Below are 26,390 nucleotides of genomic sequence, written 5' to 3' on the forward strand. Positions count from 1 at the left end.
ATCCTGATCAACACTTGCGGCGTGCGGCACGGGGAATGGGTGTGGCATGGCGCCGCAGGGGGCGATTGCCGGTCGTCAGATCGCGCGGGAATAGCGCGGCGCGCTCTCGCCCGGGCGCTTGACGTACGCATCGAACGCCATCGCGACGACGCGCAGCAGAAAACGGCCGCGCGGCGTCACCGCGATGCGCGTGCGGCCGACGCTGACGAGGCCGTCGCGCTCGAGCGTCTTCAGGCGTTCGAGTTCGGGGGCGAAGTACGTCGCGAAGTCGATGTCGTACAGACGGGAAATCGTCGCAAAGTCCACGACGTCGCGGCACATCAGCCGCTCGATCACGTCGCGGCGCAGGCGGTCGTCGAAGCGCAGCGCGAGGCCGCGCCGCACCGGCAGCCGGCCGTGTTCGAGCGCGGCGTAGTACAGCGGCAGCTCCTTCGCGTTCTGGCTGTAGCTGTCGCCGACGCGGCTGATCGCGCTCGCGCCGAGGCCGACGAGATCGCAGCCGCCGCGCGTGGAATAGCCCTGGAAATTGCGCTGCAGAGTTCCGTCGCGGTGCGCCCGCGCCAACTCGTCGCGCGGCAGCGCGAAATGGTCCATGCCGATGTAGCCGTAGCCGGCCGCGCCGAGGCGCTGTACGGCGAGACCGAGCAGCGCGAGCTTCGTGCGCGCGTCGGGCAGCTCGCTCTGGCGGATCTGCCGCTGCGCCTTGAACGTTTCGGGCAGATGGGCGTAGCTGTACGCGGCGACGCGATCGGGCGCGAGCGTCACGACGTGGTGCAGCGTGCGCGCGAAGCCGTCGATCGTCTGGCGCGGCAGGCCGTAGATCAGGTCGACGCTGACCGACCGAAAACCCGCGTCGCGCGCCGCGCCGATGATGGCGGCGGTTTCCTCGACGCCCTGTACGCGATTGATCGCGACCTGCACGTCATGGTCGAAATCCTGGATGCCGACGGAGAGGCGATTGAAGCCGAGCGCGGCGAGCCCGCGCACGTAGTCGCCGGTCGCGCAGCGCGGGTCGATCTCGATGCCGAACTCGCGGCCGTCGCCGTCGTCGAGCGTGAAGCGCCGGCGCAGCGCGGCCATCAGCACGGCCATCTGATCGAGGTCGAAGAAGTTCGGCGTACCACCGCCGAGGTGCAGCTGCGACACCGCGCGGCGCCGATCGAACAGCGGCGCGACGAGATCGATCTCGGCGACGAGCGCGTCGAGATACGACTGCGCCTTCGCGCGATCGCGCGTGATCACGCGCGTGCAGCCGCAGTAGAAGCACGGACTCGCGCAGAACGGCACGTGCACGTAGACCGACAGGCCGCGCGGCGACGGGCCTTCGTTCGAGCGGCGCGCGTGTTCGGCGAACTGCTCGGGCCCGAAGTCGGGACGGAACAGCGGTGCGGTCGGGTACGACGTGTAGCGCGGGCCGTTGAGATCGTAGCGGCCGACGAGCGCGGCGTCGAAGACGGGAGGCGTATAGGTTTTCATTCGTGGCTTATGGGGCAGCTGGCGGAAGTGCCGCCGAAGCGGGCCGGAAATGCGCGGCGTCGATCGGATGATCGAGCCAGGGCTGCAGCGCCGAACGCATCAGCAGGCGTTCGCGCGCGCCGACGTCGGCATCGCAGGCGAACGGCGGTGCATCGGCGGGCCTGGCGCCGAGCTGGCGCCACAAGGTCAGCGCGAAACCCGAAGCGACGACGCGCCGCTCGCCGTGCGCGCCGGCGATCGTGTAGGTGCGGCGCTCGCCGGCGAGCGGGTCGATCGCGTCGGCGACGTTGTTCGCGACGAGTGCGAGGCGCGGTTGGCGCACGATCGCGGTCACGGCGGGAAAGCGCAGACCGTCGCGGCGCATCGCGTCGATCGTGGCGGCCGGCAGCCGGAGACATTCGGCGCGTACGAGCGCGGCGGCGTCGAACCGCGACGCGTCGCTCGCGCCGCGTTCGCGCGCGAGGCGCATGGACGCGTCTAGGCTGGCCTGCGCGAGCTGACGTGCGATCGTCGCGGCACAGGCGCGGCCTTGCGCCGAGGCGTAGTCGGCGCCAAGCATCGCGAGCGCGTCGGCGAGGCCGATGACGGTGAGGCGCGGCGCGCATCGTGCGGTGTCGGCCGCGCGGCACATGTCGTCGAGCGCGCGCAGCGCAAGGTCGACCGCATCGTCGAACGCCTCGCGCTGGAACGCGGCCTTCGGCGTGAACGGCAGCGACACGAAACGCGCGAGATTCAACGCGGCGACGAGGTCGTGGCGCGGCCACGCGAAGCCCGGCGTGCCGGCGCCGGCGAGCACGCGCGCGTCGACGACGAGCCGCCAGTTGCCGATCGCGTCGCCGATGCGCTGCTCGTCGCGCGCCGTGGCGCCGTCGGCGATCGCGCACAGCGCTCGCGTCACGCGCGACCACGTCGCGTCGATCGTCACGTCGCGCAGTTCGTTGCCGTCGCGCCAGCGGAACCACGCGTCCCACGCCTCGACCGCGGCGGGGTCGACGAATGCCGTGGCGGTCGCGTGCACGCCGTGTCGATAGCGAAATCCGTAGTCCATGCCAGCGACTATGCGACGGCGCGGCGGCGCGACGTTGAGGCAGATCAACAACGGCGCGTTGTTACCGACTGTTACCGGACGTTGCCGGCGCGTGGTCGTCGCGCTGAGCCGCGGCGCTACCGTGTGATGCAGGCCCTTACGGAGCGCAACGCATGAAACTCGCCGACACGGTGGCGCCGATCCGGCCCGCGACCGCCGCCTTCGACGTCGACGCGCTCGCGCCGCACCTGCCGACGACGCGCCGCCGGCTGCGCACCGGCCAGCACCTGTATCGCGCCGGCCAGGCGTTTCATGCGCTGTATTTCGTGCACGCGGGTTTTCTGCGCACGAGCCTCGTGGCCGACGACGGCCGCGAGCAGGTAACGGGCTTTCCGATGCGCGGCGATCTCGTCGGCTGCGACGCGATCGGCGCCGGCGCGCACATCGGCGACGCCATCGCGCTGGATACGTGTGAAATCGTGGAATTGGCGTATCCGGCCGTGCTCGACGCGTGTCGCGGCGTGCCTGCGCTCCACGGCATGCTGGCCGAGGCGATGGGCGCCGAACTGCGTCGCGATCGCGCACGGCTGCTGGCGCTGGCGACGCTGTCGGCCGAGCAGCGCGTGGCGTGGTTCCTGCGCGGCCTGGCGCGGCGCCAGCGCGCGCTCGGCTACAGCGCGCATCATCTGTGTCTGCGCATGAGCCGCGTCGACATCGGCAACTACCTCGCGCTCAAGCACGAAACGGTGACGCGCGCGCTGTCGCATCTCGATGCCGACGGCGTGATCGCGGTCGAGCGGCGCGAGGTGCGCATTCCGTGCGTCGAGCGGCTCGATGCGGCGGCAGGTGCGGGTGCGGCGGTCGCGTCGCGCGCGGCCTGAGCTCACAGGCGGCACCCGTTTGACGCACGTGCCGCGGCCGACCTGGCTGTCGCCCCTCGAACGGCGCGCGTTACGACGCCGCGCGATCGTCGCCGCTCACGCGCCGCGTTCCACGGCCGGGGCGAACAGGTAGCCGGCGCCGCGGACGGCCTTGATCAGCGCGGGTCTGGCCGGGTCGGTTTCGATCTTGCGCCGCAGGCGGCCGATCTGCATGTCGATCGCGCGGTCGTACGGCCCCGCGTCGCGGCCGTGCAGGTGGTTCATCAGGTCGTCGCGCGACAGCACGCGATTGGGCTGCTCGACGAACGCGCGCAGCACGTCGAATTCGCCGGTCGTGAGTTCGATCGCACGGCCGTTCGCGTCGACGAGTTCGCGCGATCGCAGGTCGAGGCGGAAGCCGGCGAAGCGCGCGACGCCGCCGGCCGGCGCGGATGCCGCGCGCGGCGGCATTCGGCGCAACACGCTGCGCACGCGCGCGAGCAGTTCGCGCAGGTCGAACGGCTTGGTCACGTAGTCGTCGGCGCCGAGCTCGAGGCCGACCACGCGGTCGATGGAATCGTCGCGGCCGGTCACGATGATCACGGCGCCGTTCCAGTGTTTGCGCAGCTCGCGCGTCAGCGTCAGGCCGTCGTCGCCGGGCAGGCCGAGATCGAGCAGCACGACGTCGATCGCGTGCGCGGCCAGCGCGCGGCGCAGGCCGTCGCCGTCGGCGGCCGTCGTCACGGCGAAGCCCTGTCGGCGGAAATAGCGCTCGATCAGGTCGAGGATTTCACGATCGTCGTCGACGGCGAGCAGGTGCGGAACGGGCGGTTCCGGGGACGCGGACATGGCATGACGGGCTGTGGGCGTGCGGCGATTGTAGCGTCCGGCGCGCGCGTTGGCGCTGCGGCGCATCGCCGCGCCCGCGCCGGTCCGTCGTTTCAACGAATATTGATTCATATATTCAACAACGGTGCCCGCGCAGCCGTCGGCCGGCGGCCCTCGCGCCGTGCGGCTCGCGGTGCTCCCATCCGGCCTGCCGCTCGTCGCCGCGGCGCGCTGCGGCGCTCATGCACTCTTCATGAGGAGAGGCACATGGCGAACTCGCTCGGCGCGAGCCGACTGTCGCCGGCGCCGCAACCCGACGCCATCGTCGCGCCGATCGGGCGGGCGGCGAAGACCGGCGGCTGACGGGCACGCGGCGACTCTGCTACCGTGTGCTACCGGCTCGCATCGAGGAACTGCCATGCGCTTCGTCCTGATCGTCGTCCTGCTCGCCGCCGCCGCCGCCGCATCGGCCCGCGATGTGCCGAGCCGCGGCACGGAACCGGGCGCCGCCGCGTACGGCGGCCATGAAGGCGAGGTCGTGCTCTGGGGCGGCCGTATCGTTGCGCTGACGAGCATCTACAAGCAGGTGTGCATCGAGGTGCGCGGTCGCCGCGTGCAGGCCGACGGACGGCCGGCGCCGTTTCTGCAGCGCGGCGACGGCCAGTTGTTTCTCGCGTGCGACGTCAGCGGCCGGGCACGGGAGGAATTCCGCATCGGCGACGAGGCGACGTTCGCCGGCACGCTGGACCGCGTCGTCACGCGGATCGAACAACAGCGCTGCGACACGATCGACCGCGACTACTATCTGAATTCGCGCCGCGAACGCACGCCGGACGGCGGCTGCCGCATCTGGCTGCCGGTCGTCGCGGTGACCGATTCGAAGGCCTGGAAAACGCCGCCGGGCGGGTCGTCGATCAACCCGGCCGCGGGCTATTCGCCGGTGCGCTCGTCGCGGCCGGCGCCGGCGCCGCGTGCGCCGACGCGCTGACGTCGCCGGTACCTGTTCGGTTGTCGCGAAAGCCGCGCGCCCCGATGCGGTCGCGCGGCCTTGCCGATCGCTCGTCCCGTCAGCCGTTCAGCGCGAGCAGCAGGCGGATCAGCGTGTTCGCGTCGGGCTTCTCGGGGAAGTCCATCATGATCGTGCCGAGGCGCAGCCCGCCTCGCGGCGCACGCTGCACGAGCCAGCGCGAGAACAGATAGTTGACGCCCCAGCTCTTGCCGGTCGCGAAATCCCACGGGTAGTACAGCGCGGTCGGCGGCGTGTGGCTCGCGCTCGTGAAGTTGATGAACCAGTGCGTCGGATCGGCGCCGGGCGCGATAGCGCGGTCGAGATGCGCCTTCACGTTGACCCACTTGTCGTGATAGGTGATCGACGGCAGCCGCTTGATGCCGTATTCGTACGCGTTCTGCAGCTCGACCTTGCCGTCGACGCCGATGTCGGTCGACGAGTAAGCCTGGTCGTCGGGCCAGTTCGACACGTTGAAGCCGAACGTCTGCGGCAGATCCTGGCGCAGCAGCACGACGCAGCCGGCGAGATCCTTGAGCGTGCGCTCGTGCAGCACGGTGCCGTTGTTGTCGTAGAGCTTGTCGTGCGGAATCGTCTCGATGAGGATCTTGTGCAGCACGTCGTTGATCGGTTCGCCCTTGGGTCCGTTGATGCCGCTGTCGCGGTTGACGGCGAAGATCACGCATTCGGTCGGGTTCTTTGCGAGGAACGCGACCACGTTCGGCATGATGTCCTTGCGCAGCCACACGTTCTGGAAATAGTCGCCGTGGAAGATGCCGAGGTCGTCCGGATCGGCTTTCGGGTTCAGCACGAGGCGCAGGTCGAAAAATCGCACGCCGGCTTCGAGCTGCTGCGCGATCGTCAACGTCTGACAGCGCGTGCCTTCCTCGCCGTTGCCGCCGTAGGTGCCGGTGTCGTGCGTGCCCGGAATGTTGAGCTGCGTAAGGCTGCGATCCGGGTACTTCGCCATCCAGTTTTTCGTGTCGACCGGCGGCACGAGCACGATCGTCATGCGGTTCCACGAACCGCCGACCTCCTCGTGGTGGACGAGCACCTGGATCACGCCGTGCGTCTCGCCGCCCCGCGAGACCGGAATCGACGCGCGCTCGTCGAACTGCGTCGCGTCGCAGCCGTCGAGCCGGAACACGAACACGGCGCCGTTCGCGAATGTCGCGGTCACATCGAACGGTGCGGTCGATCGGTGGTCGTGCCGCTCGAGATGGATGTCGCCGCCGACGCCGTACGCCGCGAGCGGCACCTTCTGGATGTCGACGTCCGGATTCTCCTTTATCGGCGAATTCCAGTCGTCGATGTCGGTGACCTTTGCGGTCAGAACGACGCTTTCGGACGTGTTGTTGACGAAGTTGATCAGAAAACCGACGGACATGGCGCTGCTCCGTAAAGTGGACAAAGAAAAGAACGAGGCGCCGCCGCGAGATCGCGGCGGCGCCTGAACGAACGACGAAAGGCGCGGAGTTGCGGCGTAGGCTAGGGCGTGGCCGGCCAGCCGGACGGCGTGACCATGCCGGCGCCCGCCGGCGCGTTGTCGTCGATCGCCGCCATGCGATCGGTCAGCAGCGTGTGCAGCGCGGCCTGCAGCGCCGTGTTCGTCGGTTGCAGGTTGACGATTTCGCCGCCGACGCCCGGCTCGTAGAGTTCGAACTGCAGCGTCGACGTATCGACTGCGCCATTGTCCAATTGGTAGTAGACGGCATATTTGTACGCGCACGTCGTCGGCGCGCCGCTCACCTTGACCGCGCCCGCGGCGGCCTGCACGGCGCGGATGTGCACGGGGTAGTCGTCGTCGTACGTGAAGATCGAACAGTCGATCGGCGCCGCGGCGGTCGGGTCGAGCACGAGCGACGACAGGTCGGTGCCCTGCATCGGCGTGGACGTCGTCTGTCCCGCGAGGCCCAGCAGCGTCGGCACGATATCGACGAGACCGGCCTGCGCGTCGCACGTCGCCGCCTGCGGAAACATGCCCTGGTTGCTGAAGATGTACGGGATGTTGATCGTCTCGGCGTAGACGTTGCAGTCCTTCTCCATCGAGCCGCCGTGCGACATGCCCATCTCGCCGTGGTCCGCGAGCCGCACGACGATCGTGCTGTCGAATTGCGGCAGCCCCTTGAGCGTCGCGTAGACGTCCTGCAGCTGCTGGTCGGCGAGATACGTCAGGTATGCGTAGAACTTCAGGTAGGTCAGCGCGTCGTCGGAATCGAGCATCGTCGGCACCGGGCTGACGCCGTTGTTCTGCGCCCACGTCGACGTGTAATTGTTGCGGATCGTCGTTTGTATCGTCGGCTTGGTCGACAGGTCGTCGGCGCTGTAGCTGTCGGGCAGCGCGAAGTCGCCCGCGCCGGTCAGCGCGTCGAACGCCTGCGGAAACTCCGGATACGCCAGCGCCAGCAGGCCCGAATACATGTCGGTCCAGACGTCGTGCGGATTGACGAGCGAGACGACGAGCGCGAACGATTCGTTCGCGTCGAGGCCGGTCAGAAACGCGATCGCGTCCTGCGCGAACCGCGCGTCGTTGCGGTTGTAGCTGTTCGGCCCGCCGCCGAGCGTATTCGACGTGCAGGTGAACGGATCGTCCTGCGTCGGCGGCGTCTTCGGCGGCGCGATCGCCGGCGACCAGCCGAGCGCGGTGCCGGCGTCGGGCGCGTCCCAGCCCGGCGTACCGTAGGTGTCGAGCATCGTCGCGTTTTCGCCCGCGAGCGTCGACGGCTTGTTCGGCACCACGTTCGCCGGCCCGACGAAGCTTTGCGTCATGTGCCATTTGCCGACGTAGCCGACCTTGTAGCCGGGCAGCGCCTTGGCGAGCGTCGCCGACAGCGTGGGCCATTGCGGCGACAGCGTGCCGCCGACCACGACGAGGCCGTTCGCCGGCGCGTACAGGCTCGTGGCGAGCACGCCGCGCGACGGCGAACAGCGCGACGCGTTGGTGATCGCGTTGACGAACGTCACGCCGTTCGCGGTCAGCGCGTTGAGATTGGTCAGGTTCGCGTCGACCCACGTCGACGGGAAATATTGCACCGCGCGCTGCTGGTCGGTGACGAAGATCAGAAAACTCGGGTTGGTCGGAAGGCTCATCGTCGTGGCTCCTGTTCGTTGCGTTTGGGGGTGTCCGACTGGCCCGCGCCGCGCCGCCCGCACGGCGCGCGCCCATGATAGACGTGCAAAGGTTTCCACGCTTGGACAAAGCGAACAGGGGGAGTTTTTCCGAACGTCGCGGTTTCAGGCCGCGCGGCGCGGGCGCGGTCGCGCCCGATGCCAAGCCCCTTGCAACCGAGAGATCAGGGAGGCGGGACATGGCGTTTTATCCAGTCGGCGACAAGAACTACAGGATCGTGTTCAAGCACAGCGACAAGTGCTTCGATGTCGGCGACATCCACCGCGGCATGCGCGTGCGGCAGTCGCCGGTCGACGTCAATTCGAACAAGCAGCTGTTCCAGTTCCGCAAGCTGAGCGCGCGTCACTACGCCATCCGGTCGGTGCACAGCGGCAAGAGCCTAGACGTCGCGCGCGCGTCGCACGACGACGGTACGGTGCTGTGCCAGTGGGATCCGTCCGACGGCGAGTGGAACGAACACTTCCGCTTCATGCCTGCCGGCGACGGCATGCACTACTACCTGATCGCGTGTCACAGCGAGAAGACGATCGTCGCCGACGGCGGCACCAGCGCGACCGGCGAGAACATCGTCCAGAGCGGCCGCCCCGGCGGCACGGCCGACTGGACCAAGGTGCGCTTCGTGCCCGAGAGCGATTCGCTCGACGGCATCAGCGGCCGCGACTTCATCGCCGACTCGTCGGGGAAGACGCGCACGATCGTCATCGGCATCGTCAACAAGGTGCCCGAGATCGGCGGCGGCCTGTCGGCGCTGATGGGACTGTTCTGGCCGGCCGACGACGGCAACGCGCGCGTGTGGGATCAGATGCGCCGCTACGTCAACGATCTCGTGCGCGAGCTGATCGAGCAGGACAAGCTCGATCAGCTGTCCAAGCTGCTCGACGGCCTGCGCCTGCAGCTCGCCGCGTACAACAAGGAGCAGTACGGCTCCGCGATCAAGGGCGGCATGTTCACGACGCTGCTGGGCCTCCTCAACGCCGCCGAACCGTTCTTCTTCGATCCGGCCGATCCGCAGCGCCGCCTGCCGTTTTTCGTCGCGCTCGGAACGATCCGCCTCGCCGCGCTGCGCGAGCTGTATACCTCGTACAAACAGATCTACAACGAGGACGACAGGAACGCCGCGCAGCATCTGAAAGACCTGCAGGACAAAATCAAGAAGTTCACCGCCGCGGCGACGCTGTCGCGCGCCCGCGCGCTCGAATGGCGCATCGGCAAGGTCAAGGTGGTGCATACCGAGAGCACGGAGTGGGGCGTCGTCGGCCCGAGCACGACGCATCGCTGGGCCGCGCACGACGAGTACGACGGCTTCCGTCGCGAATGGTCGTACAACACACTGACCGGCGGGACCGGCAACGCCGAATCGCTCGCGCGCAAGGCGCACGTGGACCGGCAGGAAGAAGTGCGCTCGCAGTTCAGCGCGGAGCTGGACCGTTTCTTGAGTCCCGCGCGCACGTGGCGCTATCTCGATCCGGCGGTGACCGACAAGCCCACGCAGATTCCGGTCGATATGCAGACCGGCCCGGTCGGCGGGCAGGGCGGCACGGAATTTCTCGACGATCCGAAGAACAAGCCGATCACGCGCATCGTCGTGTACGCCGGCGCGCGCGTCGACGGCCTGGAGATCTTCTACGGCGGCGTTTCCGGCGGGCTGCACGGCAAGCGCGGCGGTTCGACGCATGCGCACGATCTCGAGCCCGGCGAGAAGATCATCGGCGTGTGGGGCCGCGCCGGCGCTGCGCTCGATGCGCTGTACTTCGAGACGAACAAGAACCGCCAGATCGGCGGCGGGGGCGGCGGGGGCAACGAGTGGATCGCGAGTCCGTCGGACGACATGGGCTCGTCGCTGTGGAAGGTCGGCGGCCGCAAGGGCAGCGCCCACATCGAAGCGGTGAAGTTCTTCTGGCGCTATATTCGCGAGGACTGAGTTTCGGCGGCGTTGAAACGCGCGCGATCGTCGCAACGATCGCGCGCGTGGTTCCTACGCTACGGCGACGCGACCGCCGCCGTGCTGCGGCTCGTCGTCGAGGTTCGTCTCGCCGTCGGCGTGATGGTCCTCGGCGAGCAGCGAATAGAACACCGGCACGACGAACAACGTGAACAGCGTGCCGACGACCATGCCCGCGACGAGGATGATGCCGATGCTGTTGCGCGCCTGCGCGCCCGGGCCGGTGGCGAGCACCAGCGGCAGCTGGCCGAAGATCATCGCCGCCGACGTCATCAGCACCGGCCGCAGCCGCGTCATCGCCGCCTCGCGCAGGGCCACCTCGCGCGTCAGTCCGCTCGCCTGGCGCGCGTTCGCGAACTCGACGATGAGGATGCCGCCCTTGGCGATCAGGCCCACGAGCGTGATCAGGCCCACCTGCGAATAGATGTTGATCGTCGTCAGGTCGAGGAAGCTGAACAGCAGCGCGCCCGAGATCGCGAGCGGCACGGAACCGAGCAGCACGATCAGCGGATCGCGGAAGCTATGGAACTGCGCCGCGAGCACGAGATAGATCAGGATGATCGAGAACATCAGCGTGACCGTGAGCGCCGCGCTTTCGTGGCGAATCTGGCGCGACTCGCCGGCGTAGTCGATCGCGACGTGACGGCCGCCGGACGCGCGCGCGGCGTCTTCGAGCACCGCGAGGCCCTCGGCCTTCGTCACGCCGGGATTGACGCCGCCGAACACGCGTACCGCGTTGCGCTGCTGGAAGCGGTTGAGCGCGCGCGGCGCGGTGCCCGTCTCGATGCGCGTGAACGACGAGACCGGCACGAGCTGGCCGCCCGGCGTCTTGATCTTCAGATCGAGCAGCGCGGCGACCGACGCGCGGTCCTTCTCGCCGATCTGCGGAATCACCTTGTAGCTGCGGTCGAAATAGTTGAAGCGGTTGACGTACGCGCCGCCGAGCAGCGTGCCGAGTTCCTGGCCGACGCTCGCGAGATCGAGCCCGAGATCGGCTACGCGTTCGCGGTCGATCACGACGCGCGCTTCGGGCAGGTCGATCTTGAGGTCGGTGTCGACGTACAGGAACTTGCCGCTCTTGAAGCCCGCGTCGAGGATCGCGCCGACCGTTTCCAGCATCTGTTCCGGCGCGGCCTCGCTCTGCAGCACGAGCTCGACGTCGTACTGGCCCGGCGTCGGCAGCGGCGGGTCCAGACGCGGGAACACGCGCAGCCCCGGTACCTGCGACACGGCGCCGTAGACCTCGCCGTACATTTCTTCCGTCGTGCGGCCGCGCTCGTGCCAGTGCTTGGCTTCCATGCCGCCGAAGCCGCCCCACGGCGCGGTCAGCGCCCACATGTACTCGGCTTCCGGGAACGCGTTGACGAGCGCCGATACGGCCTTGACCTCGCGATCGACGAACGGCAGCGACGCGTCGGGCGACGCTTCGAAGAAGAAGCTGATGTGCGCCTGGTCTTCGACCGGCGCGAGCTCCTGGCGCGAATGCGTATACAACGGCCACGCCGCGAACGTGACGACCGCCGCCGCGACGACGATCGCCGCGCGCATGTTCAGCGCGCCGTCGAGCAGGCGGCCGTAGAGGTTGCGCACGCGGTCGAACACGCGGTTGACGAACGCGGTCAGGCGGCCTTCGTGGCCGTGCGCGTGCACGAAGCGCGAGCTCATGACCGGCGACAGCGTGACCGCGACGACGCCCGAGACGATCACCGCGACCGCGAGCGTGATCGCGAATTCGAGGAACAGCGCGCCCGTGAGGCCGCCCTGGAAGCCGATCGGCGCGTACACGACCGCGAGCGTGATCGTCATCGCGATGATCGGGCCGACGAGCTCGCGCGCGCCGACGAGCGCGGCTTCGATGCGCGACTTGCCTTCGCTGACGTGCCGCTCGACGTTCTCGACGACGACGATCGCATCGTCGACGACGAGGCCGACCGACAGCACGATCGCGAGCATGGTCAGGAGGTTCAGGCTGAAGCCGAGTGCGAGCATCGCGAGCGCGGCGCCGAGCAGCGACACCGGCATCGCGATCAGCGGCACGAGCGCGGTGCGCACCGAACCCATGAACAGGAATACCACCAGCGCGACGATCAGCACCGTCTCGGCGAGCGTCTTCGTCACTTCGCCGAGCGCGGCTTCCATGAACTTCGTGCCGTCGTACGCCACCTGCATGTCGATGTCTTTCGGCAGCGTCGGGCGGATGCGCGCGAGTTCTTCGCGCAGGCGGTGCGACACTTCGATCTCGTTCGTGCCGATGAGCGGCCACACGCCGAGGTAGACGGCGTCTTTTTCGTTCACCTTGCCGACGAGCTCGGCCTCTTCGGCGCCGAGTTCGATGCGCGCGACGTCCGACAGGCGCACGATCGCGCCGTTGCGCTCGGCGACGATGAGGTTCTTGAATTCCTCGGTCGTGCGCAGATCGGTATTTGTCAACAAGTTGATTTGTACGAGATCGCCCTTGGTCTGGCCGACCGCGGCGAGATAGTTGTTGCGCTGCAGGGCCGACTGCACGTCGCCCGGCGACAGGTTCAGCGCGGCCAGGCGCTGCGGTTCGATCCAGACGCGCATCGCGAGCTGGCGGCCGCCTTCGATCGTCACGCGCTGCACGCCGGCGATCGTCGCGAACTGCGGCTGCAGCGAGCGCACGAGCCAGTCGGTGACCTCCGGCAGCGTGCGTTCGGACGACGTGAAGCTGACGTAGAACGTCGCGTAGGGGCGATCGGCGCGCTGCACTTCGACCGCCGGCGGCTCGGCTTCCTGCGGCAGTTCCGAACGCACCTGCTGCAGACGCGCGGTGACTTCGGCGAGCGCCTTCGTGCTGTCGTGATTGAGCTTCAGGCGCACCGTGACGGTGCTGACGCCCGCGCGGCTCGACGATTCGAGATGGTCGACGCCGCCGATCGCCGACACGGCGCGCTCGATCGGCGTGGTGAGAAAGCCCCGCACCGTCTCGGCGCTCGCGCCGGTGTACACGGTCGTGATGATGACCGACGTGCTTTCGATCTGCGGATACTGCTGCAGGGGCAGGGCGGTCAGCGCGCGCCAGCCGGCGAGCGCGAGGATGAGGTTGACCACCACCGCCAGCACGGGGTGTTTGATGAAGATGTCCGTAAACGAACGCATGTCCGTAGTCCTCGTGGCTTCGCGCTTTGTTACTTCGCGGCGCCGGCCGCCGAGGCGACCGGTTGGGCGACGGCGACGAGCGACGCGTCGCGCAGCTTGAACGAGCCCGACGCCGCGACCTGTTCGCCGGCCGCGAGCCCCGAATCGATGACCACTTCCTCGCCGAGCATCGCGCCGACGCGCACAGCGCGCTGCTGCGCGCGCGTCTTGCCTTGCGCGTCCTGCGCGATCACGAACACATGATCGCCGCTCGGTCCCTTGCGCAGCGCGCTCGCCGGCACCGCGACGGTCGCGCGCGCCGCGCCGACCGGCACGCGCACGCGCACCGACGCGCCCGGCGCCGGCACGTTCGCGCCGTCGATGCGCGCACGCACGACGGCGTTGCGCGTGGACGGATCGACGCGCGCGTCGGTCGCCACGATCGTCGCGGCGAGCGGCTTGGCGTCGTCGTTCGCGTAGACGTCGACGGCGTCGCCGCTCTTCAGGCCCGCCGCCACCTGCTGCGCGACGGAAAAGTCCACATTGGCGCCGTCGTCGACGCCCTGCAGCGTGGTCAGCTCGGTGCCTTCCTCGAGAAACTGGCCGGGGTGCACGTCGGCGATGCCGACGCGCGCGCGGAACGGCGCGCGGATCGTCTTGCGCGCGATCACGGCCTTCGTGCGCGCGACCTGCGCGAGCTTCACGTCGCGCTCGGAGCGCGCGCGGTCGAGTTCGGTCGCCGACATCGCGCGCTGCTGCGTCATGCGCTCGGTGCGGCCGAGCATCGTCTGCGCGAGCGCGGCTTCGGCTTCCTGCGCTTTGAGTTCGGCCTGTTCGACCGACACGTCGAGCGCGACGAGCACGGTACCGGCGTCGACGATCGCGCCGGGCGTCAGCGCGGCCTTGTGCACGGTGCCGGACACTTCGTTGCGCAGACGGATCGAGCGCAGCGCGACGACGGTGCCGATCGACGTGGTGGCGTCGCGGTGTTCGTGCTGCCGTGCCGGCACCGCGGAGACCGATTCGACCGGTTCGGGCTGGTTGGCCGCGGCGGCGTTGGCGGCTTGCACGGTCGAGCGCTTCCACAGGGCAAGCGCGGTGCCGGTACCGGCGAGCGCGGCGAGCAGCAGGGCGGAGGCGATCCAGGATTTGGTGTTCATGAGCGTATACCTTTAGTCCTTTTCACAGGTACAGGAGCCTTGCGCGCGCGCTTGGGCTTGGGTTTGGCTGCCGCGGGCAGCGCGCGCGCGAGCAGGTCTTCGAGTGCGCCGCGCACGCGCGCGACGAGGTCCTGATTCACGTCCGCGAGGCCGAGCACCCAGTACAGCCAGAGCCCGTCGATCGCCGCGGCGACCGCTTCGCCGACGCCCGGCGGCAGGCCGTCGTCGGCGACGCGGCGATGCAGCTCGGCGTAGACCTCGCGCATCGGCCGCATCAGCGACGGGTTCTGCGCGAGCGCCGCGAAACAGGCGCACGAGCTGCGCTGCAGCTCGACCGTCCAGCCTTCGGCGTCCGACAGGCAGTGGTCGAGCAGCGCGCGAGACATGCGTCCCGGGCCTTCGGCGGTGCGGTCGTACGCGTCGTTGAAGCACTGGCGCCAGCTGTCGGCCGAGCGCGCGACGAGCGCCTCGACGAGGCGGTCCTTCGACGGAAAGTGATGCAGCAGCCCGCCTTTGGAGAGCTGCGCCTCGAAGGCGACTGCATCGAGCGTCAGGTTCGCGATGCCCTGGCGCAGCACGACCGTTTCGGCCGCGTCGAGCAGGGTGTTCAACAACTCTGCGGGTGTGGTTCTGACCATGGGCGAGACAATACCGTCCGGTCGGTCGGTTTTCAACCGTCCGGCCGGTCGGATTTAAATCTTCAATCGCCACCGGCCGGCGCGGCGTTGCGATCGGCAACGCCGCGGACAGCGAGTGTGCCGTGCGTCCAGGTCACTGGCTGTCCTTGTCGATACCGCCCGGTCGATACCGCCCGTGTGTCGCGATCGCGCACGCGACTGACGGCGATCGGCGCGTTCTTGCGCTAGGGGTGTTCGATACGCCGCACGGGGGCACGGCGTCGGTGATCCGCGGCCGGGAGGCCGGCGGCGTCGCTCGCGATGGCGCCCCGATCCGACCCATCCACAGGAGCCATGCCATGACGTTCATCATCGCGCAGAACCAGACGGGACCGCTGCCGCTGAATATTCCGTTCACCGCGCCGATCAGCGGCGACGTGACGATCGCCTTCTCCGGCAGCTGCTGGAGCAGCACCGCCAACAACCCGGGCGGCGTGGAGGTCCTGCTCGACGGCCAGTCGCTCGGCAAGGCCCAGTTGTTTTTCAACAATCCCAGTCTGCACCAGGCGCTGCCGACGCAGATCTTTGCGGCCAACCTCGGCGAAGGCCCGCACACGATCACGCTGCGGGCGCTGTCATCGACCATCCTCACCGACCGGAACGATTTCTTCTCCTTGTGGATCATCGACTGATCCGCCGCGACCCGCCAACGACTGCCCCGCGACGGGGCGTGCCGCCGTTCGTTGCGGCCCAAGCACAGGAGCACTTTCGTGTCGTACTACATCGTGCAGAACCAGGGCGGCGTCCTGCCGCTGAAATTTCCGTTCAGCGTGCCGATCACCGGCAACCTGACCCTCGGACTGTCCGGCAGCTGCTGGTCGTTCCTGCCCGCCGCGATCTGCGGCGTGGCCGTCTACCTCGACGACCAGCACCTCGGCGATGTGCCGCAGTTCTTCAACAACGCCAACCAGCATCTGGCGCTGCCGACCTTCTTCTTTCCGATCAAGCTCGGCCCCGGCCAGCACACCATCACGCTGCGCGGCATCACCGACACCACGCGCACCGACCAGAACGACTATTTCTCGTTGTGGATCGTCGACTGACGCACCGGTCGGGGCCGGGTTCGCCGTGAACCCGACCCCGACGCGCGCGCTCAGTCCTTCTTGTCGCGCTTGCCGTCGCGATACCGCTCGAACCAGCCGATCGTGTTGAGCACCTGCGCGATCATGTTGGCCGGCCGCTCGTTGATGTCGTGCGACGCGGTCGGAATGCGCACCAGCGCGGTGTCGACGCGGCGCAGCTTGAGCGCCTGGTAGAACTGCTCGGCTTCGCCGATCGGCGTGCGGTGATCGACCTCGCCGACGATCATCATCGTCGGCGTCTTGACGTTGCCGACATAGGTGATCGGCGAGCGCTTGATGTACGCCTCGGGCGCTTCCCACGGCTGCGCCGAGAACCAGTAGCGCGAAAACACCGTGTAGAAGTCGCTCGTCAGCACGAAGCTGTACCAGTTGATCACGGGCTTGGCGACCACGGCCGCGCGGAAGCGGTCGGTGTGGCCGACGATCCAGGCGGTGAGCACGCCGCCGCCGCTGCCGCCCGTGACGAACAGGTTCTTGTCGTCGACGTAGCCGCGCGCGATCACGCCGTCGACGACGCTGATCAGATCGTCGTAGTCCTGGCCGGGATACGCATCGTCGATGAGATTGGCGAACTCGGTGCCGTAGCTCGTGCTGCCGCGCGGATTGGCGTACACGACCACGTAGCCCGCGGCGGCGTACAGCTGCGTCTCCGGCGCGAAGCGCGGACCGTAGTTCGCGAACGGGCCGCCGTGGATTTCCAGCAGCAGCGGGTATTTCTTCTTCGCGTCGAAGTTCGGCGGCGTGACGATCCACGCCTGCACGTCGCGGCCGTCCGCTGAAGATTTCACGGTGATTTCTTCGACCTTGCCGAGCGTCTTGTGGCCGAGCAGGGTGTCGTTGAACGCGGTCAGCGAACGCGGCTTGCCGCCGCGCGCGATCAGCGCGACGTCGGCCGGGCGGTATTCGGTGCCGCGCGTGTACGCGACGGCGCCCGCCGCGACCGACATCGCGCCGCCGCCGTAGGGCCGGCCCATCGCCGTACCGCCGAGATCGTCGGCGAGCACCTGCACCTTGCCGCCGTCGGCGCCGACGCGGCCGATCTTCGTCTTGCCGTGGTCGTCGTAGTGGAACACGAGTGCGGCGCTGCCGTCCCACGCGAGGCCGTCGGCGTCATAGTCGAAATCGGCCGTGAGCGCGCGCGGCTTGCCGCCGGCGACGTCCATCACGTAGACGTGCGAGCCCTGGTACGGCTTGCCGTTGTCGTCGAAGCCGAGCCAGGCCACGCGCTTGCCGTCGGCCGAGATCACCGGATTGGCGTCGGGACCCTTGCGCCGCGTCAGCCGCTGCGGCTCGCCGCCGTCGAGATCGACGCGATACAGCTCGCTTTCGAGCGGCTCGTATTCCCAGTCGTCGGCGAGGTTGGACGAGACGATCAGCGCGCGGCCGTCGCGCGTCCAGGCCGGTTGCCCGTTGACGTTGTACTTGCCGCGCGTCACCTGCCGCGGCGCACCGCCGTCGGACGAGACGACGAACACGTGCGTGTAGGCCGGATCGACGTACCCGGCGCCGTCGATGCGATAGATCACGCGATCGACGAGCTTGGGCGGCGGCGACCACTCGGCGCCTTTCGGCGGCGTCGGCAGTTTCGCGAGCGGCTCGGACTCGGCCGGCACCCGCGCGACGAACGCGATCTGCTTGCCGTCCGGCGACCACGACAGCGCGCGCGGACCTTGCGTCAGATGCGTGATCGCGGCCGACTCGCCGGTGTCGATCCAGCGCACGAAGATCTGCGCCTTGCCGTCGGCCTCGGCCACGTAGGCGAGGCGTTTGCCGTCGGGCGACCACGCGACGCCGCCGTCGTTCGCGGCGCCGCTCGTCAGCGGACGGTTGCGGCGGCCGTCGGCGTCGACGATCCAGAGATTGGCGCGCTTGCGGTCTTTCATCACGTCGAACCAGTGGCGCTGGTAGACGACGCTGCGTCCGTCGGGCGACAGCTCGGGCGCGTCGGCCCACTCCAGGCCGAACACGTCCATCGGCTGCAGCACGCGCGGATCGGTCGGCGCGTCGCCGGCGTGGGCGACTCCGCACAGGATCAGGGCCACCACGATGAGGCTGTGACGCATGGACGCACTCCGGTTCGGACGGGAACCGCGATTGTGCGCAGCGCCGTATCGGCGCGACAGTGACGTTGGTTTGCGCAAAAGCGTGATACGCGGGCGTCGGCTTTTTCGAGTAATGCCCGATTCGTCGCCCGACTACGCGGACGCACGCTTGGCGGCGTCGATGGCGCTGTCGATGCGAGCGACGAAACCGGTTTCCGCGGAACAGGTCATGACGAGCCGTTCAGTGGCGCGCGTCATCGCAACGTACAGCAGCTTCGCTTCGATGGCGTCATCGTCGTCCGTTCCGGGAAACGCATGGACGGCGGGAATGAACACCTGTTCGAACTCCAAGCCCTTGCTCGAGTGTATCGAGACGAGCTTGACGCTCGGTGGACCGTCGAAGAGAGAATCCTTGTCCCGGCTGTCCTTCGCGTAGCGGTAAGGCAGTCCTCGACGATTGAGCACGCGTGCCACGGCGTCGGCATGCGCGCCGTGGCGCCACAGCACCGCGATGCGATCCAGCGGTCGGCCGTCGGCGGATGCGTCGGCGATCTGGGCGGCGAGCATCTGTGCTTCGGCCGCGAGAGATGTGCAGCGCGCAAGCTCAGGCACCGGGCCGTGTCGACCGACACTTTCGGGCGCGATGGCATGTGGAGCGTCCTCGTCGCCGTCGTCCGCGCCGAAGACGTCGTTGACGAACGCACGGGCGACGGCCAGCACTTCGTAGGTATTGCGATAGTTGAGCTTGAGTACGGTCGTGCGCCCGCGCGCCTCGATGCCGACGCTCGCGAAGCTGAATTTGCGCCGTGTCCCTGCCGCATAGATAGATTGCGCATCATCATAGAGGACAAGCAGCGCGTTGGTCGCAGGGTCGATCATCTGCACGACCAGACGGAACCACTCCGGTTCGAAATCATGGCCTTCGTCGATGAGCACAGCGCCGTACTGCGCGCGAGGAATCGCGCCACGCTCGACGCCGCGCACGACGGCCTCGACCAGTGACGCGAAAAAGGCTTTTGCGTCGCCGTTGTTCGGCGGCGACGGCACGTGGTAGGTACGCAGCATCAGGCGCACCAGACGTGGAAACTGCGTACGTCGACGCGCGAGTGCAGTCCTTGGATGTCGACGGCATGCGCGAGTCTCGCGGCGAGCGTGCGGTTGAAACACAGAACGAGTATCGGCCTGTCGAGGCTCCGCGCCAGATGCACGCACCGATAGGCGAGGATCATCGTCTTGCCGGACCCGGCGACGCCATGGATGATGCGATGCCCGTCGCCGAGAGAGCGTGCGAGTTGCTCCTGCTGCCGGTCCATGACGCGCACGATGTCGGGTATCGGCAGCGTGCCGGGGTCGGAATCGGGAGGCGACAGGAGGTCGGCTTGCAGCGGCGCGTGCACGCGCATTTCAGGATACAGGTGCCAGCGGATACGATCGATCTGCGGCAGCGTCAGCGGTTCGCGAAATTGATAATTGAACATGTTCCACAAGCGTTCCTGGAACGCTTCCGCGTCGACTCCTTCGGCCATTTCGTCCTGGCAGATGACGAGGTTTTCGGGCCAGATCGTATCGAGCCCGTGTCCGACGAACGTCGCCCGTGAAATATTCGCGAGTACGACGCCGTGACCGCGCGGCATTGCAAGTTTTCCCGCATGCGAGTGTCCGGGCGGATTCACGAGCGCGGGATCGCGCTCCAGCATGTCGCACAAATACTCCAGAATGCCGCGCGCTTGTCTGATCGGGTTCGCCGCTTCGACGAGACCGCGGTCGGTGAGCAGCGTCGTCGACGATTTGTTGAAGTCGTGGATCGTGCCGATCTTCCAATCCTTGACCTCCAGTACGAGCAGGCCCCGGCGAGGATGGAGGACGACGAAGTCGGGGCGCCGCTGCAGCCGTCCGACAGCGACGTCGTGCCAAGCCCAGTAGTCGTCTTCGAGCGTTTCGACGAGTCGTTGAGCGAAACGACGTTCCCCGCCGTTCTTGCGCGGCACACCCGGGATGAGATTGGCCAAGCGCGCCCTCCCGCGATCCATCGACGCATCCCACGGTAGCGCGCCTCGCGAGCGCCTGCAAGACAGGTGCTTTTATGGACTCTTCTCGAAAACAACGAAGTCACACTGTCAATATGGGCGGCGTCGCGCCTTCCGTTGAGAACGGCCGTCCGTGGCCGAGTTGAAGTGATACCGCAAAGAACGACGATCAGTACTCGCTGCGCACCGTCACGCCGGAGAACCCGCTCGCCGCGTGCAGGCTCACGTAGTAGTAGCCGGCCGGCGGGTTGTTGACGACGATGGCCTCGCCGTTGCCCGCGTTCGTCGAGCGCTGCGTCCAGCTCGTCGTATACGCCCAGCTCGCCGTGTTGCCGTACAGGTTGGCGTCGCCGGTGCCGCCGCTCGTCGTGATGCGCAGCTGCGCGGTGCCGGCCGGAATATTCAGGTAAAAGTGCGCATAGTTGCCTTGTGTGGCCGACGCGTTGCCGCGCTGGCAGTTCTTGCCGAGCACGCGCACGTCGGCGTTCGTGCACTCGGGCAGGCCGGTCGACGGCGGCGTGAAGCTCGCCGTCAGCGACACGCCCGAGAACGCGCTGTAGCCGCGCACGAGCACGTGGTAGCGGCCCGCCTGCACATTGGCGATCGTGCACGTTTCCGCATTGCCGCCCGCATACGGCCGGCAGTCGTACGCGCTCGTCGTCGGCGCCGAACCGAAGCGCACGTAGAGATCGGCATCGCCGCTGCCGCCCGACATCGCGAAGCGCAGGTTCGTCGCGCCGGCCGGCACGTCGAACGTGTAGGCGAGCGTGCCGTTCGCGGCGCCCGAGAGGCCCGTCACCGCCACGCCGTTCTGCAGCGCGCCGGTCGTCGACGCGGCCACGGTGACGTTGCGCGTCGTCGTGGCCGTGCCGCCGCGATCGTCGGTGACGGTCAGGCTGACCGTATAAGTGCCGGCTGCCGCGTACGTCTTCGACGGATTCGTCGCGGTCGACGTGCTGCCGTCGCCGAAGTTCCACTGACGCGACGCGATGCTGCCGTCGCTGTCGGTCGAGCCGTCGGTGAACGTCGCGGTCAGCGCGTTCGTCGCGAAACCGAAGTTCGCGGTCGGCGGCACGTTCGGCGTGCCGCCGCAGCCGGTCGACGCGGGATTTGCCACGCACGCGAGGAACGTGCGGAAGCCCGCGTCGTAGCGCGTGCCGAGGCCGCTCATGAAGCTCGCGTAGCCGGTGTAGTTGCCGGGACGCATCAGCGCGAGGATCGACGCGACGTCGGCGGGCTTCTGCTCGAACATATAGCGCACGCCGAGGTAGCCCCAGCGGTAGACCAGCGTCGTGCCGCTGTTGTAGTCGTTCTGGAACACGCGACTCAGCGCGTACGTGCCGGCCGCCGCCTCGTCGACCGCCGCGGTGTAGGCAAGATTGCGATAGCTGTACGACAGGTACTCGGCGAGGCCTTCGACCCACCACACGGTCTTTTGCGTCATCGCCGCGCCGAAGTCGCCGTACATGTCGTAGCGGCCGTCGAGGTAGTGCACGTATTCGTGCGTGAGGTTCCAGATCTCGAACGTCGGGCGCACCCACTCGGCCTCGTACGCGATGAAGCGCGCCTGGTTGCCGGCGACCGAGGGATCGCCTTCGAGGTACATGCCGCCGTTGTTCGTGTCGATGCCGAACAGCGCGCCGGCATACGTGCCGTAGTCGGTGCTCGAATCGAAGATCACCATTTCGAGCGCGGCGTTGTTGTCGTTCGCGACCGGCGTGCGATTGGTCGCGAGCTTCGTGTGGAAGTAGTTCTCCTGTCCCGCGACGGTCGTGCAGGTCGAGGCGAGTTCGGACGCGCTCATCGACTGCGCGCGCAGGCGCAGCGTGCTGCTGCAGTTGTGCGTGATCGGCAATGCGGCGGCTTCGACGCGCGCGACGAAGTCGCACAGGTTGTAGTAGCCGCAGTTGGCCTTGTCGTACCACTCGACCATTTCGCCGATGCCGACCCACAGCGGCGCGCTCGCGCCGGTGACCGAGCTGCGTTCGAGCAGCGTGCGCGCGCGCGACTGCGCGAGCGACTTCAGGCTGCCGGTGTACTGCAGAAAGCGGCCGAGTTCGCGGCCGGCGTTCGACACGAGATAGCCGTTGTCGCCGCCGAGCTGCGAGAAGTGGTTGTTGGCAAAGTTGTACAAGGTGTCGACGATCGAAGTGTCGGACTGCACGAGCGTGACGAACTCGGGTACCTGGTGACCGCGAAACAGCGCATAGAAGCTCGAATTGACCGACGCGTTCATCCAGTAGTACGGCGCGAACGTCGACGGGTTGTAGCTCGCCAGCAGCCGCTTGACCACGTAGAGGTAGCGCGCGTTCTGCGTCGAACTGTCGATCAGCGTCATGAACTCGGACAGGATCTCGCCGTGCGCGTCGTTGACGAGACCGAAGCTCGAACTGCCCGCGAACGCATCCATCGCCGGCCGGATCGCGTTGACGAGCGACGTGCCGTAGCTGCCGACCGCCGTGTCGTAGAACTGCACGTAGTAGCCGGCGCGCAGGTACAGGATCAACTGCAGGATGCCGCTCGCGTTCGTGCCGTTGTAGCTCGCCGCGGCGCTCTGCAACGCGTTCGCGACCGTCACCATCTGCGCTTCGCGGAACGCGCCGTAGGCCGTCGAGCCCGACAGGCCGAACAACGAATTGACGCATTCGGTGCTCGCGCCCTTGATCGCCGCGACGAGGCTCGCGCCGGTTGCCGACGCAAACACCGACGTGTCGCAGACGGCCTTCGCGATCGACGCGGAAGGGCGGTGCGCTTTATGCGCGGCGTCGTCGGGCAGGTCGTAGTCGGCGCGGCGCGCGTCGGGCGACGACTGCGGCGGACGCCGCGACGCCGGCTGCGGTTCGCGGCGCAGATGCGCGTCGGGCGCGGCGGCGTCGAGCGCGGCCGTCTTGCCGAGCGACGACGGCGCGGCAAAGCGTTCCGCACCGATCTCCTGCGCGAACGTCGACGTCGCGGCCAAGGCGAACCCGGCGGTGAGCGCGACGGCAAGCGCGGTACGCACGATCGCGTGCGGTTGAAACGTGAGACTCGTGGACATGTTCCCCTCTCGTGGTTGATGTGGTGTGCCGCCGACGGTCTTGTCCGTCGCCGCGTGCGGCGCGTGACCGTCCGACGCCGGCCGCGCCGCGGCCGACGTGTGAACGAGTTCACTTTGGTGCAACGCGGCATCGTCCCGGTGCCGCGTCGCGACGCCCCCCGGCATCGCGTTCATACAAATACGCCGCCGCAAGCGTCGGTATTCGACGCGACCGCGGACGATGCGAAGCGGCGTAATCGGCCGCGTCGCCGGATCCATTGAACGGCCGCAGGCATGACGCCGTCACCCGACATCTCGGACGTTGCCACCGCCACTTTGTCGTCCGGCCCGCCATGCACGCACTCGATGCGAAAGACCGCCAGCTGCTCGACCTTCTGTGCCGCAACGCGCGCCTGCCGCTCAAGACGCTCGCCGCGCGCGTGGGTCTTGCGCGAAGCTCGCTGCGCGAGCGCGTCGCGCGGCTCGAGGCGAGCGGCGTGATCCGCGGCTACCGCGCCGACGTCGACTGGCCGGCGCAGGTGCCGCTCGTGCGCGCGTATCTCGTCGTGCGGCTCGTGCGCACGCCGGCGCCGGCGCTGCTCGCGCGGTTGCGCGAGCGGCGCGAAATCGAACGCTGCAGTTCGGTCAGCGGAGAGATCGACCTGATCCTCGCGGTCGCGACCGACACGCTCGATGCCGTCACCGACACGCGCGACTGGCTGTCGGCGCAGCCCGAAGTGATGTCGGTCGTGACCGAGACCGTGCTGCGCGAGGAGTTTCGGCGCTAGCGGGGTCGTATCGCATCGCGCATTCGTGTGCCGGCATGCCGTGCGCACGGCTGTCATGCAATCCGCATCGCGCGCTGCATCTTCATCCGTCGCGCCGCCGCGCCGTCGCGGCGGATGGCGCTGGCACGCCGATTGCGTCGCAGCGAGGCAACGCACGCCGCGCCATCGACCGACGCCATGCCCGAGGGACCGACCATCGTCATCCTGTGCGAGGAAGCCGCCCACCTCGTCGGCATGCGCATCAAGGAAGCGAGCGGCAACACGCAACTCGATGCCGCGCGCTTCGTCGGCCGCAAGATCGTCGCGCTGCGCTCGTGGGGCAAGCATTTTCTCGTCGAGTTCGACCGCTTCACGCTGCGCGTGCATTTTCTGTTGTTCGGCCGCTACGCGATCGACTCGGAACGCAAGGGCGCGACGCCGCGGCTGCATCTGGCCGGCGCGCGCGGCGAGCTGAACCTCTACGCGAGCGCGCTGCGCCTGATCGAGGAGCCGCTCGACGAGGTCTACGATTGGCGCGGCGATGTGATGTCGGACGCGTGGAGCCCGTCGCTCGCGCGTCGCAAGCTCGCCGAGCGGCCGAACCTCCTCGCGTGCGACGCGCTGCTCGACCAGGACGTGTTCGCTGGCGTCGGCAACATCATCAAGAACGAAGTGCTGTTTCGCATCCGCGTGCACCCGGCGTCGCGCGTCGGCGCGCTGCCGCCGGTCAGGCGCAACGCGATGGTGCGCGAGGCGCGCACGTACGCGTTCGAGTTCCTCAAGTGGAAAAAGGCCAATGTGCTCAAGCGGCACCTGCTCGTGCACGCGCGCGAGGAATGTCCCGAGTGCGCAGGCCCTATCGAACTTGCGACGCTCGGCACGACGAAGCGCCGCGCGTTCTTCTGCCCGCGCTGCCAGGTGCGCTACGGCGACGGGGCGCACGCGCGCAAGCGCACCACACGGCGGCGTGCCGGATGAACGCGCCGCCTGCCGGCGCCGCGCTGCGCATCGGCTGCGCGGGCTGGGCCATCAGCCGCGACGACAAGCCGTTCTTTCCGGAGCAAGGCACGCATCTGGAACGCTACGCCGCGGTGTTTCCGGCGGTGGAGATCAATTCGTCGTTCTACCGATCGCACCGGCCGGCCACGTACCGGCGCTGGGCCGCGAGCGTGCCCGAGCGCTTCCGCTTCGCGGCGAAGCTGCCGCGCACGATCACGCACCACGGTCGCCTCGTCGGCACGCTGCCGCTGCTCGACGCGTTTCTCGGCGAGGTCGGCCCGCTTGGCGACAAACTCGGCGTGCTGCTGGTGCAGCTGCCGCCGAGCCTTGCGTTCGATGCGCGCCATGCCGGACTGTTCCTGCGCGCGTTTCGCGCACGCTACGGCGGCGGGCTGTGCGTCGAGCCGCGGCACGCGTCGTGGTTCGGCGACGCCGCCGAAGAGCTGCTGCGGCGCCTGCGCGTCGCGCGCGTCGCCGCCGATCCGGCGCTGAACACCGCGGCGGCCGAGCCCGGCGGCGACCCCTCGCTTTGCTACACGCGCCTGCACGGTGCGCCGCGCATGTACTGGTCGGACTACCGCGCCGCGGCGCTCGCGGCGATCGCGCGGCGCCTCGCGCTGGAACGCGCGCGCGGCGCGGACAGCTGGTGCGTGTTCGACAACACCGCCGCGGGCCGCGCCATGCCGAACGCGCTCGCGCTGTGCGCGCTGACCGGCACCGGGCGTCTGCGCACCTGATCCGCGGCCGTCGAGTTCGCTCGTTGGCCGTGCCGCTGAACCTTGCGTGAGCGGTCGTGCATCGTGCGTCGCGCACGCGAGACCGATCATGCGGAATGCCGCATGCCGCACGAAACGATCATGCGGGCGTAAGGCCGAATGCGGCGTCGGCGGCGCCGCATCGGATGGCACGGTTGTTGCGATGACTACGCCAAACCGGCAAGGGGATTCCCATGAACGAGCTTTCTTTTCTGCAGGACGTCGCGAGCGGTCCGACCGTCTGGCGGCGCGGCCAGCCCGACTTCCTCGCCGCGCAGTGGCTGCGCGACGCGCTTTCGGCGTGCGGCTACCTGCGCCTCGGCACCTCGCGCCGCATCGACGATTCGCTCGAGGGCGAGGAGTCGTTCTGCGTGCTCGGCCTGACGCCGGCGGGCGAAAGCCACAAGGCGCGCATCGAGGCCGACCGCGCGCGGCCGCTGTGGAACCGCCGCGCGCGCACGGACGCGCACGCGGTGCACGCCGCCGCCGGCTGACGC

General features: G+C 68.4%; 21 protein-coding genes. 9 read left to right on the forward strand and 12 right to left on the reverse strand.

Annotation, left to right across the window (positions count from 1 at the left end):
• Positions 1-75: 75 nt before the first annotated feature.
• Both hemN and OD750_RS08645 read right to left on the reverse strand, forming a co-directional pair.
• Positions 76-1,476: an oxygen-independent coproporphyrinogen III oxidase gene (hemN, locus tag OD750_RS08640; RefSeq protein WP_263545053.1), complete on the reverse strand. Its 1,401-nt coding sequence runs from the start codon at positions 1,474-1,476 to the stop codon at positions 76-78.
• A gap of 7 nt (positions 1,477-1,483) precedes the next feature.
• Complete coding sequence (locus OD750_RS08645; RefSeq protein ID WP_263545052.1) at positions 1,484-2,524, reverse strand: hypothetical protein; 1,041 nt, start codon at positions 2,522-2,524, stop codon at positions 1,484-1,486.
• A 152-nt stretch (positions 2,525-2,676) separates the two neighbouring features.
• Between OD750_RS08645 and OD750_RS08650 the strand changes: the two genes are divergently transcribed.
• Positions 2,677-3,384, forward strand: a complete 708-nt coding sequence (locus OD750_RS08650) for a Crp/Fnr family transcriptional regulator (RefSeq protein WP_263545051.1) — start codon at positions 2,677-2,679, stop codon at positions 3,382-3,384.
• A gap of 96 nt (positions 3,385-3,480) precedes the next feature.
• Here OD750_RS08650 and OD750_RS08655 read toward each other — a convergent pair whose 3' ends face one another.
• Positions 3,481-4,212: a response regulator gene (locus OD750_RS08655; RefSeq protein WP_263545050.1), complete on the reverse strand. Its 732-nt coding sequence runs from the start codon at positions 4,210-4,212 to the stop codon at positions 3,481-3,483.
• 397 nt (positions 4,213-4,609) lie between these two features.
• Here OD750_RS08655 and OD750_RS08660 point away from each other — a divergent pair, with 397 nt between their 5' ends.
• Complete coding sequence (locus tag OD750_RS08660; RefSeq protein ID WP_263545049.1) at positions 4,610-5,179, forward strand: Slp family lipoprotein; 570 nt, start codon at positions 4,610-4,612, stop codon at positions 5,177-5,179.
• Positions 5,180-5,258: 79 nt separating this feature from the next.
• On the opposite strand, the gene OD750_RS08665 is transcribed toward OD750_RS08660, so the two are convergent.
• Together OD750_RS08665 and OD750_RS08670 are read right to left on the reverse strand one after the other, a co-directional pair.
• A complete protein-coding gene (locus OD750_RS08665; protein ID WP_263545048.1) occupies positions 5,259-6,584 on the reverse strand; it encodes a PI-PLC domain-containing protein in 1,326 nt (441 codons plus the stop codon).
• Positions 6,585-6,685: 101 nt separating this feature from the next.
• Positions 6,686-8,287 (reverse strand): sulfatase-like hydrolase/transferase, encoded by a 1,602-nt coding sequence (locus tag OD750_RS08670; protein ID WP_263545047.1) that lies wholly within the window; start codon positions 8,285-8,287, stop codon positions 6,686-6,688.
• A 218-nt stretch (positions 8,288-8,505) separates the two neighbouring features.
• Here OD750_RS08670 and OD750_RS08675 point away from each other — a divergent pair, with 218 nt between their 5' ends.
• Positions 8,506-10,248, forward strand: a complete 1,743-nt coding sequence (locus OD750_RS08675) for an insecticidal delta-endotoxin Cry8Ea1 family protein (protein ID WP_263545046.1) — start codon at positions 8,506-8,508, stop codon at positions 10,246-10,248.
• Positions 10,249-10,302: 54 nt separating this feature from the next.
• On the opposite strand, the gene OD750_RS08680 is transcribed toward OD750_RS08675, so the two are convergent.
• The 3 genes from OD750_RS08680 to OD750_RS08690 are packed head-to-tail and all read right to left on the reverse strand — an operon-like array spanning position 10,303 to position 15,139.
• Positions 10,303-13,389 carry an efflux RND transporter permease subunit gene (locus OD750_RS08680; protein ID WP_263545045.1) on the reverse strand — a complete coding sequence of 1,029 codons (3,087 nt, stop codon included), beginning with the start codon at positions 13,387-13,389 and terminating at the stop codon, positions 10,303-10,305.
• A 29-nt stretch (positions 13,390-13,418) separates the two neighbouring features.
• Positions 13,419-14,528, reverse strand: coding sequence for an efflux RND transporter periplasmic adaptor subunit (locus tag OD750_RS08685; protein WP_263545044.1), 1,110 nt, complete (start codon positions 14,526-14,528; stop codon positions 13,419-13,421).
• A complete protein-coding gene (locus OD750_RS08690) occupies positions 14,525-15,139 on the reverse strand; it encodes a TetR/AcrR family transcriptional regulator (protein WP_263545043.1) in 615 nt (204 codons plus the stop codon). Before OD750_RS08690 ends, OD750_RS08685 begins: the two co-directional genes overlap by 4 nt.
• 365 nt (positions 15,140-15,504) lie before the next feature.
• Here OD750_RS08690 and OD750_RS08695 point away from each other — a divergent pair, with 365 nt between their 5' ends.
• A complete protein-coding gene (locus OD750_RS08695; protein WP_263545042.1) occupies positions 15,505-15,837 on the forward strand; it encodes a hypothetical protein in 333 nt (110 codons plus the stop codon).
• Between the two features lie 78 nt (positions 15,838-15,915).
• Entirely contained in the window at positions 15,916-16,248 is a 333-nt protein-coding gene (locus tag OD750_RS08700) for a hypothetical protein (RefSeq protein ID WP_263545041.1), read from the forward strand.
• Positions 16,249-16,298: 50 nt separating this feature from the next.
• Here OD750_RS08700 and OD750_RS08705 read toward each other — a convergent pair whose 3' ends face one another.
• The 4 genes from OD750_RS08705 to OD750_RS08720 form a co-directional block, all read right to left on the reverse strand.
• On the reverse strand, positions 16,299-18,350 hold the full coding sequence (locus OD750_RS08705; protein WP_263545040.1) for a S9 family peptidase: 2,052 nt from the start codon (positions 18,348-18,350) through the stop codon (positions 16,299-16,301).
• Between the two features lie 132 nt (positions 18,351-18,482).
• Positions 18,483-19,394 (reverse strand): 3'-5' exonuclease, encoded by a 912-nt coding sequence (locus tag OD750_RS08710; RefSeq protein WP_263545039.1) that lies wholly within the window; start codon positions 19,392-19,394, stop codon positions 18,483-18,485.
• Positions 19,394-20,338 carry a nuclease-related domain-containing DEAD/DEAH box helicase gene (locus tag OD750_RS08715; RefSeq protein WP_263545038.1) on the reverse strand — a complete coding sequence of 315 codons (945 nt, stop codon included), beginning with the start codon at positions 20,336-20,338 and terminating at the stop codon, positions 19,394-19,396. The genes OD750_RS08710 and OD750_RS08715 overlap by 1 nt, the downstream gene beginning before the upstream one ends.
• Positions 20,339-20,525: 187 nt before the next feature.
• The gene (locus tag OD750_RS08720; protein WP_263545037.1) at positions 20,526-23,393 is read right to left on the reverse strand and encodes a collagenase; all 2,868 of its coding nucleotides are present in this window, start codon (positions 23,391-23,393) and stop codon (positions 20,526-20,528) included.
• Positions 23,394-23,725: 332 nt separating this feature from the next.
• Between OD750_RS08720 and OD750_RS08725 the strand changes: the two genes are divergently transcribed.
• The 4 genes from OD750_RS08725 to OD750_RS08740 all read left to right on the forward strand — a co-directional run bounded on the left by OD750_RS08725 (position 23,726) and on the right by OD750_RS08740 (position 26,387).
• A complete protein-coding gene (locus tag OD750_RS08725; RefSeq protein WP_263545036.1) occupies positions 23,726-24,160 on the forward strand; it encodes an Lrp/AsnC family transcriptional regulator in 435 nt (144 codons plus the stop codon).
• Positions 24,161-24,337: 177 nt separating this feature from the next.
• Complete coding sequence (locus tag OD750_RS08730; protein ID WP_263545035.1) at positions 24,338-25,117, forward strand: DNA-formamidopyrimidine glycosylase family protein; 780 nt, start codon at positions 24,338-24,340, stop codon at positions 25,115-25,117.
• Positions 25,114-25,875 carry a DUF72 domain-containing protein gene (locus tag OD750_RS08735; protein WP_263545034.1) on the forward strand — a complete coding sequence of 254 codons (762 nt, stop codon included), beginning with the start codon at positions 25,114-25,116 and terminating at the stop codon, positions 25,873-25,875. The genes OD750_RS08730 and OD750_RS08735 overlap by 4 nt, the downstream gene beginning before the upstream one ends.
• A 212-nt stretch (positions 25,876-26,087) precedes the next feature.
• On the forward strand, positions 26,088-26,387 hold the full coding sequence (locus OD750_RS08740; RefSeq protein ID WP_263545033.1) for a hypothetical protein: 300 nt from the start codon (positions 26,088-26,090) through the stop codon (positions 26,385-26,387).
• Positions 26,388-26,390 lie beyond the last annotated feature (3 nt).

This window comes from Tahibacter soli, assembly GCF_025717065.2.
GTDB lineage: Bacteria > Pseudomonadota > Gammaproteobacteria > Xanthomonadales > Rhodanobacteraceae > Tahibacter > Tahibacter soli.

Bases quoted from the DNA above. Each gene is read 5' to 3' on its own strand.
- OD750_RS08660 (WP_263545049.1), top strand. From the start codon at position 4,610: ATGCGCTTCGTCCTGATCGTCGTCCTGCTCGCCGCCGCCGCCGCCGCA.
- OD750_RS08725 (WP_263545036.1), top strand. From the start codon at position 23,726: ATGCACGCACTCGATGCGAAAGACCGCCAGCTGCTCGACCTTCTGTGC.
- OD750_RS08645 (WP_263545052.1), bottom strand. From the start codon at position 2,524: ATGGACTACGGATTTCGCTATCGACACGGCGTGCACGCGACCGCCACG.
- hemN (WP_263545053.1), bottom strand. From the start codon at position 1,476: ATGAAAACCTATACGCCTCCCGTCTTCGACGCCGCGCTCGTCGGCCGC.
- OD750_RS08675 (WP_263545046.1), top strand. From the start codon at position 8,506: ATGGCGTTTTATCCAGTCGGCGACAAGAACTACAGGATCGTGTTCAAG.
- OD750_RS08735 (WP_263545034.1), top strand. From the start codon at position 25,114: ATGAACGCGCCGCCTGCCGGCGCCGCGCTGCGCATCGGCTGCGCGGGC.
- OD750_RS08740 (WP_263545033.1), top strand. From the start codon at position 26,088: ATGAACGAGCTTTCTTTTCTGCAGGACGTCGCGAGCGGTCCGACCGTC.
- OD750_RS08730 (WP_263545035.1), top strand. From the start codon at position 24,338: ATGCCCGAGGGACCGACCATCGTCATCCTGTGCGAGGAAGCCGCCCAC.
- OD750_RS08695 (WP_263545042.1), top strand. From the start codon at position 15,505: ATGACGTTCATCATCGCGCAGAACCAGACGGGACCGCTGCCGCTGAAT.
- OD750_RS08710 (WP_263545039.1), bottom strand. From the start codon at position 19,394: ATGCTGCGTACCTACCACGTGCCGTCGCCGCCGAACAACGGCGACGCA.
- OD750_RS08720 (WP_263545037.1), bottom strand. From the start codon at position 23,393: ATGTCCACGAGTCTCACGTTTCAACCGCACGCGATCGTGCGTACCGCG.
- OD750_RS08665 (WP_263545048.1), bottom strand. From the start codon at position 6,584: ATGTCCGTCGGTTTTCTGATCAACTTCGTCAACAACACGTCCGAAAGC.
- OD750_RS08670 (WP_263545047.1), bottom strand. From the start codon at position 8,287: ATGAGCCTTCCGACCAACCCGAGTTTTCTGATCTTCGTCACCGACCAG.
- OD750_RS08685 (WP_263545044.1), bottom strand. From the start codon at position 14,528: ATGAACACCAAATCCTGGATCGCCTCCGCCCTGCTGCTCGCCGCGCTC.
- OD750_RS08655 (WP_263545050.1), bottom strand. From the start codon at position 4,212: ATGTCCGCGTCCCCGGAACCGCCCGTTCCGCACCTGCTCGCCGTCGAC.
- OD750_RS08680 (WP_263545045.1), bottom strand. From the start codon at position 13,389: ATGCGTTCGTTTACGGACATCTTCATCAAACACCCCGTGCTGGCGGTG.
- OD750_RS08705 (WP_263545040.1), bottom strand. From the start codon at position 18,350: ATGCGTCACAGCCTCATCGTGGTGGCCCTGATCCTGTGCGGAGTCGCC.
- OD750_RS08650 (WP_263545051.1), top strand. From the start codon at position 2,677: ATGAAACTCGCCGACACGGTGGCGCCGATCCGGCCCGCGACCGCCGCC.